Below are 12,529 nucleotides of genomic sequence, written 5' to 3' on the forward strand. Positions count from 1 at the left end.
GTGACCGTCAACGGTGCGACCAAGGTCGCGCCGGGCGCGGGCCTGATCACCTTCAACTCGACCCTCAACGGCTCGGTCACCGCGACCGACGCCTCCGTGGTGTCGATCGTGGAGAGCGCCGTGAACGGCTCGGTGAACGCCATCGGCGGCACCGTGCGGGACAGCCAGGTCACCGGATCCGTGACGACGAGCTGATCCACGGCCCGTCGGCGGCACAACGGCTCCGGCCCGGCGAGATCCGCCGGGCCGGAGCCCTGCCTCCGGGGTAACCGGGAGTTCGGGGAGGCACGCCGCCGGTTGCCGGTGGGCCGGCGTCAATCGCGCCGCGTTCGGCATCAGCGGACGATGACGAGGTTGGCCATGTCGACGACCGGCCGGTAGCCGAGGGCGGCGTAGATCCTGTTCGCGGTCGCGTTCGCCTGGTCGGTGAACAGGCACACCCGCGCACCCTCGGCCTGGAGCCGGCGGGACACCTCGGCGACCGCGTTGCTGGCCCAGCCGCGCCCGCGCTGGGCCGGCGGCGTGTACACCGGGCCCACCCGTGCCACCCCGAACGAGGGTGGGTTGGCGCCGGTCAGGTGCACCGGCTGCCCGGTCTCGTCGACCCAGAACCACATCCGTCCGGCTCGGAGCCGCCGCCGCAGCTCCGCACGATCAGGCACTTCGCCCGCGCTGGCACCGCGCGGGCGGCCCGCCTGCTCGTCGGCGTCGCCCATGAACGCACCGAACCACTCCGTGACCAGGTCCACGTCGTCCTCGGTCGCGACCCGCAGGCCGCCCGGCGCCGGCGCCGGGTACGCCAGCTCGCCGAGTTCGTGCAGCCGCGTGTGCTGGCTGACCTGGACCTGGCCGCCGCGGACGCAGGCCAGCTCGGCGGCACACAGTTCGGCGGCGGGCAGGGCCCCGTTGACCGCGAGCACCTCCTCACCCCGCTCGTGCAAGGCGTGAGCCAGGGCGACGGCCGCCTCGTCCGGCATCGGCAGCAGGAACGGCGGGTACGGCGGGAAGGGCGCTGTCCGCATTCCGGCACCGACGACCGCACCCGAGGCATCCCTGACCACCAGCCACCAGTCGCGCTCGGGCTGCGCGATCCCATCGGCCTGCTGGGCCGCCAGCCGGTGCGCGACCCCGGCCACGACCGTGCTGACGACCGGGTCGGCGGCCAGGTGGTCACCGGCCGCAGCGAGGAACTCGCCCGGACCCGGGCAGAACTGCAGGCGTGAGCCGGTCCTCCGGGGTGCGCTCATCCGCGTACGCTAACCGTCGCGGCGTCCGACGGGCACGGGGATTTCCGCACCCGCGGCCACGAGCAGGGCGGCCGTTTCGGGGTGGCCGCCTCGGACGGCCCAGTCGAGCGGCGACCGGCCGCTTCCGTGGTCTTCGCGGCGGCTCGGGTCCGCGCCGTACGCGAGGAGTTCGCGTACGACGTCGAGGTGTCCCCAGGCCGCGGCGCCCGTCAGCGGTGTGCCCTCCTCGCCGTGCCCGCTCTCGACGTTCGGGTCGGCGCCGGCCTGTAGGAGGAGCCGCACAGCCACGGGCCTGTTCTGCACGGACGCCCGGTAGAGGGGCGTGGTGCCGTCGCGGTCTGCCGCGTTCGGGTCCGCCCCCCTGCGCAGAGCCGTGAGCACGGCCCGGGGGATCGTCGCACTGCAGCGACGCCATCAGCCGGGAGGTGAGTTTCCTGCGCTGTCGGGCGTTCATCGTCAACCACCGGCCACGAGCTGGCCGCGCTCGGTCCGCCGGTCCCTGGCACGTCAGGCGAGGTCGAAGCGGTCCAGGTTCATGACCTTGACCCAGGCCGCGACGAAGTCCTGGACGAACTTCTCCTGCCCGCCGCGGCTGGCGTAGACCTCCGCGATGGCTCGGAGCTGGGAGTTCGCACCGAAGACGAGGTCGACGGCGGTGGCCGTCCACCGGACCTCGCCCGTGGCCCGATCCCGGCCCTCGTACACGTTCTCGGCCGAGGCGGATGCCTTCCACTCCGTGCCGATGTCCAGCAGATTCACGAAGAAGTCGGTCGTCAAGGCCTCGGGACGGTCGGTGAGGACGCCGTGCCGTGCCTGCCCCACGTTGGCGTTCAGGGCCCGCATGCCGCCGACGAGCACCGTCATCTCGGGAGCGGTCAGGGTCAACAGGTTGGCCCGGTCCAGCAGCAGGGTCTCCGGCGACAGCTTCTGCCCGGCGCGCAGGTAGTTGCGGAACCCGTCCGCCCTCGGCTCGAGCACGGCGAACGACTCCACGTCGGTCTGCTCCGGTGCGGCGTCGGTGCGCCCGGGCGAGAACGGGACCTCGACCTCACGCCCGGCGTTCCTGGCCGCCTGCTCGACTGCGGCGCATCCGCCGAGCACGATCAGGTCGGCGAGCGACACCTTCTTCCCACCGGCTTGCGAGCTGTTGAACTCCTGCTGGATCTGTTCCAGCGTCCGCAGCACCGTGGCGAGCTGGGCCGGCTCGTTGACCTCCCAGTTCTTCTGCGGCTCGAGGCGGATCCGCCCGCCGTTGGCCCCTCCCCGCATGTCGGTGCCGCGGAAACTCGCCGCCGACGCCCAGGCGGTCGCGACCAGCCGGGAGACGGACAGTCCCGAGGCCAGGATGGTGCGCTTGAGGGCGGCGATGTCGCCGGCGTCGATCAGCTCGTGGTCGACCGGCGGGACCGGGTCCTGCCACAGTTGCGGCTCGGGGACCCAGGGGCCGAGGTATCGCGAGACCGGCCCCATGTCCCGGTGCAGCAGCTTGTACCACGCCCTGGCGAACGCGTCCGCGAACTGGTCCGGGTTCGCCATGAAGCGCCGCGAGATCGGCTCGTAGATCGGGTCGACCCGCAGCGCGAGGTCCGTCGTCGCCATCATCGGGGCGTACCTGACCGAGGGGTCGTGGGCGCCGGGCACCGCGTCGGCCGCGGCACCGCCCTTCGGCCGCCACTGCTTCGCGCCGGCCGGGCTCTCGGTGAGCTCCCACTCGTGGCCGAAGAGGGTCTCGAAGAAGCTGTTGTCCCACGTGATCGGGGTGGGTGTCCAGGCACCCTCGAGCCCGCTGGTGATCGTGTCTCCGCCCTTGCCGGTGCCGAAGCTGTTCTTCCAGCCCAGGCCCTGTTCCTCGAGCGGGGCGCCCTCGGGCTCCGGGCCGACGTACTCGGCCGGGGCGGCACCGTGGGTCTTGCCGAACGTGTGGCCGCCGGCGATGAGCGCGACCGTCTCCTCGTCGTTCATCGCCATCCGGCGGAAGGTCTCGCGGATGTCCCGGGCGGCGGCAAGCGGGTCCGGAGTGCCGTTGGGGCCCTCCGGGTTCACGTAGATGAGCCCCATCTGCACAGCGCCGAGAGGGCCCGCCAGCTCCCGGTCACCGCTGTAGCGCTCGTCGCCGAGCCAGGTGTCCTCGGGCCCCCAGAAGATCTCTTCGGGCTCCCAGACGTCATCCCGCCCGAAGCCGAAGCCGAACGTCTTGAACCCCATCGACTCCAGGGCGCAGTTGCCCGCGAAGACCAGCAGGTCGGCCCAGGAGATCTTCGGCCCGTACTTCTGCTTGACCGGCCACAGCAGTCTGCGCGCCTTGTCGAGGTTCGCGTTGTCCGGCCAGCTGTTGAGCGGCGCGAAGCGCTGAGCGCCGTCGCCGGCGCCGCCGCGGCCGTCCTCGATCCGGTACGTGCCGGCGGCGTGCCAGCTCATCCGGATGAAGAGCGGCCCGTAGTGGCCGTAGTCGGCCGGCCACCAGTCCTGCGACGTCGTCATCACCTCGAAGATGTCCCGCTTCAGCGCGTCGACGTCGAGGGTCTTGACCTCTTCCGCGTAGTTGAACGTCTCGCCCATCGGGTTGGCCCTGGGCGAGTGCTGGTGGAGGACCTGCAGGTTCAGCTGGTTCGGCCACCAGTCCTGGTTCGTCCTCGGCCGGCTCGGCGTCGGAGTCGGGGAGGGGATTGCTGGGTTCTCGCTCTCGCTGCCGCGCTCAGACACGTCGGTCCTTCTCCTGTCGATCTCTCGTCTCCGTCAACTGGTTGCTGGTGCCCGGGAACACACCGGAAGGCCGGCCACAATAGGCAGTATGCCCAACTATTCCGGAATGCACCATTAACCCGTCATGTGCGATGAGATGCGGGGCGGCCGGAGTCAGCCGGCGGCGATGCGGTTGGTGAAGGCCGCCAGGTTGGTCATCGTCCGGTCGATCCGCTCCTGCAGTGTCAGCGTCTCCTCCCGGCGGACCAACCGCATCTTGGGCTGCCGTTTGCCCCGCACGTAGAGGGAGCACGCCAGGTCGGCGCAGAGGTACTCGCCGACGGTGTTGCCCTTACGCCCGGCAGCCCCGGTCAGGGGCGCGACGAAAAGCGCCACCCCCGACGCGGTGTGATCAGTCAGGCAGATCCGGCACATGCTCGACCGGAGCGTGCTCGGCTTGTACGCCGCGGGCCGCCGTAGCACCACGCCCGTCGGCCCGTCGTCGCCGGGCACGACGAGCAGCGCCCGCAGCGGGGCGCCCGGGTCGGTCCAGCCGAGGAAATCCAGATCGGCCCAGGGGACCATGCCCTCGCCGAAGCCCGCGGGCATCCGAATCCGGCTCGCCTCGCCCCTGCTGCAGTTGATGAAAGAGTTCCGGATGTCCTTCTCGTCGAGTGGTTGCACGACGGGCAAGTCTGGCGGTCGTCCGGCCCGCGGTCATCCGTTTTTCACGGGTACGAGCAGGTCCGCCGCGGTGGCCGGGCCGAAACGGCTGGCCCGGTGCTGGCCGGCCGCCACTCCCGCCAGACGATCCCCGTCCTGACCGGCGGCCCACGGCCGGCGCACCACACCGAGGTCCCCGTCACTATACGGATTTGTAACCTCCTATCGGTGTACCCGCACCGTGCCGGCCGCCTATGGTCCGATGGCCATGTCCATAGGGGAGGGTGCGGTGCGGTCACAGGTGTTCGGGTGGATGGGGACCGGTCGGGTGCCGACGTGGTGGCGCTGGACGGCGTACGCGCTGATGCTCGCGCTCACCGCCGGCCTGATCGAGGCGCCCGCGGCGCCGGCTCGGGCGGCGGTGCCCGCCCCGCAGCGGCAGGCCCCGGCGGCGGGGAAGTCGCCCTGCCCGGTTGACCGGGCGGACGAAGCGTCCGCGGCGGTCGCGGCGAAACTGTGCGGCGCCCGGGTGGAGGTGTCGAACCGGCGCAGCGAGACGACCCAGGTGTTCGCGAATCCGGACGGCACGTACACGGAGGAGCGGTCGCTGGCGCCGGTGCGGTTCGTCGACGGCGGCGAGTGGCGTGCCGTGGACCTGGACCTGGTGCCGCAGCCGGACGGCTCGGTGACGCCGAAGGGCCATCCGGGTGGGCTGCGGTTCGCCGGCGCGGCAACGGGCGCGGGCGAGCACGAGGTGGTGTCGCTGGGGGAGGGCGACGCGCGAACGAGCGTGTCGTGGAACGGTCCGTTGCCGCGGCCGGTGCTGTCCGGGCGGACGGCGACCTACCCGGAGGTGCTGCCGGGCGTCGACCTGGTGTTCGAGGCGCACGCCACCGGCTACCAGCAGCTGTTCGTGGTGAAGGACCGGGCGGCGCTGGCCCGGGTACGGAAGCTGTCGCTGCCGATGCGGACGGGGAAGCTGACGGCCGCGGGCGACGGCATGGGCGGGCTGCTGTTCAAGGACCGGTCGGGCCGGGCGGTCGCGCGGGCGCAGACGCCGGAGATGTGGGACGCGGAGGTGCTGCCCCAGTCGCTGGAGCATGTCCGCCGGGGCCCGGTGGCGCTGCGGACGGTGGCGAAGGGCGCCGGCCGGTCGGTGCTGGAGTTGACGCCGGACGCGGAGTTCCTGGCCCGGGAAGATCTCAGGTTCCCGGTGACCATCGATCCGCCGACGTCGCTGTCGCCGGCGTTCGACGCCTTCGTGCAGAACGGGTTCACCAGCGACCAGTCCGGCTCGAGCGACCTGAAGCTGGGCTACTACAGCGAGGGCGGCACCACCGGCACCGCCCGGTCGTACCTGCGGCTGACCACGAGTGGCATCTATGACGCCCAGATCACCAGCGCCAAGCTCAAGCTGTGGAACTACCACTCGTGGTCCTGCACGGCGAACCAGTGGGAGGCGTGGCAGACGGACTACGTGGACTCCTCGGCGCGCTGGACCAACCAGCCGACCGCGCGGGTGAAGGCCGGCACCTCCACCGAGACCAAGGGGTACAGCTCCTCCTGCGCCGACGGCTGGGTCTACGTCGACGTCACCAAGGCGCTGCAGTCGGCGGCCAGCTCGCACTGGCCCACCACAAGCCTGATGGTGCGGGCGACGGCCGAGACGCAGGGCTCGTGGAAGAGGTTCCACTCGGCGGAGGGCGCGAACCCACCGCTGGTCACCATCACCTACAACACGCCGCCCACCGCGCCGACCGGTCTCGCCGTCGCGCCGTGCTACACGGCCTGCGGCGCGGGAGCGCGCACCGCGTCGCTGCGGCCGACCCTGTCGGCGAAGCTGGCCGACTCGAACACCACCCAGACCCTGCAGGCCGAGTTCGAGGTACGGAACAAGGCCACCTCGGCCACCGTCGCCACCTCGGGGCTGCGCTCCGGCAGCCCCGCCTGGACGAACGGGGCCACCGCCTCCTGGCAGGTCGCGGTGGACCTGGCGAACAACACCACCTACCAGTGGCGGGTACGCGCCAAGGACCCGTACGGCTACAGCGCCTGGACCGGGTGGACCGACCTCACCATCGACACCGACAAGCCCGGCGTGCCGTTCGTCTCGGCCACGATCTACCTCAACGACGGCCAGCCGCACGGCGGCGCGGAGCAGCCGGACACGTTCACCTTCACCCCGGCCTCCGGCACCACCGACCTGGCCGCGTTCGTCTACAAGCTCGACTACGAGTCGTCGGCGACGACGGTGGCCGCGACCGGCACCACGAAGGTGACGATCGCCCCGCGCGACGGGCGCCGGACGCTCACCGTGCAGGCCAAGGACGCGGCGGGCAACCTGTCCAGCGCCAACAGCTACGTCTTCGACGCCGGTAACGCGGCGCTCGCCCAGCCGCTGCCCGGGGCGAACGTGGTGCGGCGGACCAAGGTGCAGGTGACCACCCCGGTGGCGGGGTACACCAGGGCGTACTTCGAGTACCGGCGCGGCCCGGGCGGGTCGGTCCTGCCGGTGCCCTCGGCGAACCTCACCAACGCGGCCGGCACGCCGATCACCGCGACCGCGGCCAGCCCGGTGACGCTGTCCAGCCTCGGCGGGCACGCGATCTGGAACGCCACGGACACCCTCGGCCTGGTCGGCGGCGTCGTCGAGCTGCGGGCGCAGATCTACACCAACACGTCGACGACGCCCGTCTACACCACGCCGTGGGTCCGGATCACGGTGGACTCCTCCGGTGGTGGCGGTGCGTCCGAGCCGATCGGGCCGGGCGAGGTGAACCTGCTCACCGGTGACTTCTCGCTCAGCGAGACCGACGTCGACGTGCTCGGCCTGACCGTGACGCGCAGCTCCGCCTCGCGTGACGCGGGCACCGGCTGGCAGCGGATGCCGGAGCGGCTCACCGCCAACCAGCAGCAGATCTCCACCGACCTGACCGGTTTCACCGTGGCGAGCACCAGCTCGGCCGTCCGCTCCACGGCGCGCGGCCAGGGCGAGGTCACCCCGGTGGCCTCGCTCGAGATCACCCCGGTGACGACGACCAGCAACGACACGTACGTGGCGGTCGGCGGTGACAACGGCGGGCTGCGCCTCGGCATGGCGGCCGGCAAGACGTACCGGATGACCGGTTGGATCTTCGTGCCGTCGAGCACCGGCCTGGTCCCCGGGTACGCCAACCGGGGGCTGCGCATCGTCGGCTTCTACAAGATCGGCACGAACTACGTCGAGGTCGCCTCGCCGATGGCCGGCTTCACGGAGGGGTGGCAGGAGCTGTCGGTGGACATGGCGGTGCCCGTCGGGGCCACCGAGGCGTTCTTCCGGCTCTACAACGGCATGCAGGGCGGATCCGGCAAGAAGGTCTACTGGGACAACCTCTCCGTCACCGAGCTGGTGGCCCCGTTCGGTCCCGCCTGGTCCGGCGGCGTCAGCAGCGGCGACGACGAGGCCGCCGTCGACTACACCACGCTGACCTTCCCGCAGCCGTCCGTGGCGCAGGTCAACACGGTCGACGGTGGCTGGATCACCTTCTCCAGGGACGCCGACGGCGTCTCGTACACCCCTGAGCCGGGGGCCGAGGGGCTGATCCTGACGAAGTACAGCTCGACCGCCTACCGGCTCACCGACATCGAGGGCACGGTCAGCGAGTTCACTCAGCAGGGCGGGGTGTGGACGCTCGACTCGTCGTGGACGCCGGACTCGTCGAGCACCACCCGCTACCTCTACGACACCAGCGGCGGCCGGTCGCTGCTGAAGAAGGTGATCAGCCCGGTCGAGCCGGGCGTGGACGACGCGAACCGGTGCACCGGCGCGACGCCCGCACGCGGCTGTGAGGTCCTGGAGTACGTCTACGCCACCAGCACGACCTCCGGGCTCAGCCAGTCCGTGTTCGGCGACTACACCGACCGGGTGTCAGCCGTGAAGCTGTGGAGCTGGGACCCCACGGCCGCCGCGGTCACCGCCGTGGAGGTCGCCCGGTACGCGTACGACAACCTGGGCCAGCTGCGCCAGGTCTGGGATCCGCGGATCAGCCCGGCACTGAAGACGGCGTACGGCTACGACGCCGCCGGCCGGGTCAACAGCACGACGCCCCCCGGCGAGCTGCCGTGGACGGCCGACCACGGCAATCCCGACGTCGACTCGGCGGCGCTGCGCTGGGATCTGGACGCCGGCTCGGGCACGACCGTCGCCGACTCCTCCGGCGCCGGCCGTAACGGCACCATGGCCTCCGGGGTGAACTGGGCCCAGGGCAACGATCCGAACAACCCGGCCGACCGCGCCGCGAACTTCACCGGCGTCAGCGGGCAGCAGATCTCCGTGGCCGGGACCGCCCTGTCCAACACCGCCTCATACACGGTCTCGGCGTGGGTGCGGCTGACCGACCGGTCCACCAACCGGACCGTGCTGTCCAGGGACGGCTCGTACACCTCGGCGTTCCTGCTCAACTACGTGCAGCTCGAAGACCGGTGGGCGTTCGGCCGGATCAGTTCGGACAGCAGCACGGGCACGCCGATCCGCGCCTACTCGAACGCGGCCCCCGTGCTCGGGCAGTGGACCCATCTGGCCGGTGTCTACGACACCGCCACCGGGAAGATGACCCTCTACGTCAACGGGATCGCCCAGTCCACCACCGCCGCGACCGGCGGCTGGAACGGCTCCGGCAACTACGCGATCGGCCGTTCCCTGTGGAACGGACTACCGACCAACGCATGGGCGGGGGGCATCGACGACGTACGGATCTACGGCAAGGCCCTCACCGCCGCCCAGGTCGCCACCCTCGCCGGGGACGAGGATCCCGGACGGCTGCTGCGGGTACGCCGGGCCGCGCTGCAGGTCGGCACGAAGAGCACCACCGACGGCGAGGTGGCCAGCAACGTCGTTTACCGCGTGCCGCTGACCAGGGCGGCCGGCGGCCCGTACGACCTCAGCGCCGCCGCGGCCGCGACCTGGGGCCAGACCGACGTGCCCACCGACGCGACCGCCGTGTTCGATCCGGAGGACAACCCGGGGCGGAACAACGCCACCCCGTCCTCGCCCGGCACGTCCGGATACCCCTACGCCACCGTGCACTACCTCAACGCCAACGGCCAGGAGGTGAACACCGCCAACCCCGGCGGGCACATCGACACGGAGGAGTACGACCGGTTCGGCAACGTGATCCGGACGCTCTCGGCCACCGACCGGGCGCTCGCCCTGGGCACGCTGCCGGACGCGGCGACCTACCTCGACGAGCTGGGCCTCTCCGGCTCGGACACCGCGTCGCGGGCGCAGGCCCTGTCGACCGTCAACCGCTACAGCAGTGACGGCCTGACCCTGCTCGACACGCTCGGCCCCACCATGACCATGGTGGTGGAGGACGGGCTGGCCGACCCCGACGGCAGCGGTCCGCTTGCGGCGGTGCCCGCCGGCGCGTCCGTCATCGGCCGGACGCACACCATCCGCCGGTACGACGAGGGCAAGCCGGACGGGGCGACGTACAACCTGCTCACCACGGAGCTCGAGGGCGCGCAGGTGGTCGGCTACCCGGACGCCGACCAGCGCACCACCCGCTACGGGTACGACGCGCACAACGGCGGTGTCTCCGGGTGGACGCTGAAGAAGTACACGTCGATGACGGCGGACGCCGGATCCGGTGGCACCCCGCTGACCGCGTACGGCGTCTTCGACTCCGCCGGCCGTGCCACCTCCTCCTGGGGGCTGGGCTCCAGCGGCAGCGACGCCCGGGCGCGCGAGACGATCTACTACACCGCGGGCGCCAACCCACGCGACGCCGCGTGCGGCAACCGGCCGGAGTGGGCCGGGCAGGCCTGCGTCCACCGGCCCGTCGGCGCGGTCACCGGGCACGACCCGGACCGGATGACCAGCACGCTGCCCGAGCGGCGGGTCACCCGCTACGACCGGTACGGCGAGGCGGCCGAGACCGTCGAGACGGTGGCCGGCAAGACCCGCACGACCGTCACCACGTTCGACGCGGCCGGCCGCAGCACCGGGGTGAGCATCACCTCGACGGAGGGCGCCGCGATCGAGGAGGTGACCACCACCTACGACCCGGCGAACGGGACGATCGCCACGACCCGCAAGGGCAACGCGACGATCACCCGGGAGTACGACCAGCTCGGTCGGCTGATGAAGTACACCGACGCCGCCGGCGCCGCCACGGTCACCGAGTTCGACCGGTTCGACAAGCCGACGAAGGTCACCGACCCGACCGGCTGGATGACCCTCACCTACAACCGGGCCGCCGAGCCGCGGGGTCTGCTCACCAGCGTCACCGACAGCGTGGCGGGTACCTTCATGGGCAGGTACTCCCCGGACGGGCAACTGGTCGAGATGACCTACCCGGGCGGGGTGACCCGTCGCGACCGGCTCGACGCGAACCAGGAGCCGGTGGAACGCACCTACACCCACGACTCCGACGGCGCGGTGCTCTATTCCGAGTCCATCGTGGAGAACAGCGCGGGGAAGGTCGTCAACCACGACTACACCGGCGGTAGCAAGGTCTACTCGTACGACCGGCAGGGGCGGCTCAGTCGCGTCCAGCACGACTCCGCGATGGCCGGTGGCTGTGTGACCCGCGCCTACACCTACGACAGCCGGACCAACCGGACCGACAAGCGCAGCTACGACCCGGCCGAGAACGGCGAGTGCCAGCAGGGCACCGTCGCGGCCCAGGAGGGACACACCTACGACAGCGCCGACCGGATCACCGACGCGGGCTACTCCTACGACGCGTTCGGTCGCACCACCGCGCTGCCGGGCGGGCTGACCAACACCTACTACGTCAACGACCTGATCGCCGGCCAGCAGGTCGGCGACGCCAAGCAGACGTGGACCCTCGATCCCGCCCACCGCTTCCTCGGGGTGACCGGCCAGACGCTGGTGGACGACGCGTGGGTGACCTCGACCTCCCGCCTCAACCACTACGCCGACGACTCTGACGACGTGAGCTGGGTGGTCGAGGACACCGCGACGGGCGCGGTCACCCGCAACGTCTCCGGCCTGGACGACGACCTGGTGGCGACCACGTCAAGCGACGGCGACGTGCTGCTGCACCTGACCAACCTGCACGGCGACGTCGCCGTCACGGTCGACCGGGATCTCACCGAGCCGCAGGTGTTCGACTACGACGAGTTCGGCGTGCCGGCCGAGGGCCAGGCCAGCCAGCGCTACGGCTGGCTGGGTGGCAAGCAGCGCTCCGGTGACACGCTGGGCGGGCTGATCCTGATGGGGGTGCGCCTCTACAGCCCCGTACTCGGCCGATTCCTGCAGGTCGACCCGGTCGACGGCGGCAGCGCCGGTCCGTACGACTACTGCTCCGCGGACCCGGTCAACTGCAACGACCTGGACGGCAGATCACTGTGGGGAAAGATCAAGAGCGGGTTCCGGAAGACCGTACGGTTCGTCCGGAAGAACCCCGCGTTCGTCTGCGCGACGGTGTCCCTGTTCACCCCGCCGCCGTTCAACATCGTGTTCGGCGCCGCCGCGGTCGGCTTCTCCGCCCGCTCCGCGTACAAGAACATCAAGGCCCGCCGGTACGGGGCCGCCGCCTTCGACATCATCGGAGCGATCCCCGGCGGAGGTAGCGTGTTCCGCGGCCTCGGCGCGATGCGCAAGGCGGCCCAGGCCCGCAAGATCTCGAGGGGGATCAGGAAGGCCAAGGGCTACCGCGGCGCCAAGAAGGACAAGCGGAAAATCATCAAGGCCCGGAACAAGAAGATCCGCGACCAGCGGCGGCTGCAGCGCAAGGAGAAGTGGTGGGGCAGGTGGGACAAGCGGGCTGCCTGGCCGGCCGCCGGTGGGTACACCGCCTGCGGCTACCACCGGGGCTGCAGCCGGCGGACCCGGTGGATCAGATAGCTGGCGGACCGCTGCGGACCTGGGCGCAGCGCTAGCCTCGGCCTTTCACGGCGATCGTGATCTTGGATGGGTGGTGAGTCGGTAG

5 protein-coding genes are annotated in these 12,529 nt (G+C 71.3%); 1 reads left to right on the top strand and 4 read right to left on the bottom strand.

Features of this window, described 5'->3' with window-relative positions; genetic code table 11:
- Positions 1-335 precede the first annotated feature (335 nt).
- The 4 genes from ABZ570_RS25525 to ABZ570_RS25540 all read right to left on the bottom strand — a co-directional run bounded on the left by ABZ570_RS25525 (position 336) and on the right by ABZ570_RS25540 (position 4,613).
- Positions 336-1,247, bottom strand: a complete 912-nt coding sequence (locus tag ABZ570_RS25525; protein ID WP_358068564.1) for a GNAT family N-acetyltransferase — start codon at positions 1,245-1,247, stop codon at positions 336-338.
- A 9-nt stretch (positions 1,248-1,256) separates the two neighbouring features.
- Positions 1,257-1,628: an ankyrin repeat domain-containing protein gene (locus ABZ570_RS25530; RefSeq protein ID WP_358068567.1), complete on the bottom strand. Its 372-nt coding sequence runs from the start codon at positions 1,626-1,628 to the stop codon at positions 1,257-1,259.
- Positions 1,629-1,754: 126 nt separating this feature from the next.
- Positions 1,755-3,950: a catalase/peroxidase HPI gene (gene katG / locus ABZ570_RS25535; protein WP_358068570.1), complete on the bottom strand. Its 2,196-nt coding sequence runs from the start codon at positions 3,948-3,950 to the stop codon at positions 1,755-1,757.
- Between the two features lie 153 nt (positions 3,951-4,103).
- Complete coding sequence (locus ABZ570_RS25540) at positions 4,104-4,613, bottom strand: FBP domain-containing protein (protein WP_358068573.1); 510 nt, start codon at positions 4,611-4,613, stop codon at positions 4,104-4,106.
- Positions 4,614-4,881: 268 nt separating this feature from the next.
- On the opposite strand from ABZ570_RS25540, the gene ABZ570_RS25545 reads away from it, so the two are divergent.
- Positions 4,882-12,444 (top strand): LamG-like jellyroll fold domain-containing protein, encoded by a 7,563-nt coding sequence (locus ABZ570_RS25545; RefSeq protein ID WP_358068576.1) that lies wholly within the window; start codon positions 4,882-4,884, stop codon positions 12,442-12,444.
- Positions 12,445-12,529 lie beyond the last annotated feature (85 nt).

Source organism: Micromonospora sp. NPDC007271 (assembly GCF_040634005.1).
Taxonomy (GTDB): Bacteria; Actinomycetota; Actinomycetes; order Mycobacteriales; family Micromonosporaceae; genus Micromonospora.

What these genes read in the sequence shown, in the direction of transcription:
- ABZ570_RS25525 (WP_358068564.1), bottom strand. Translation starts at nt 1,247, where the DNA reads ATGAGCGCACCCCGGAGGACCGGCTCACGCCTGCAGTTCTGCCCGGGT.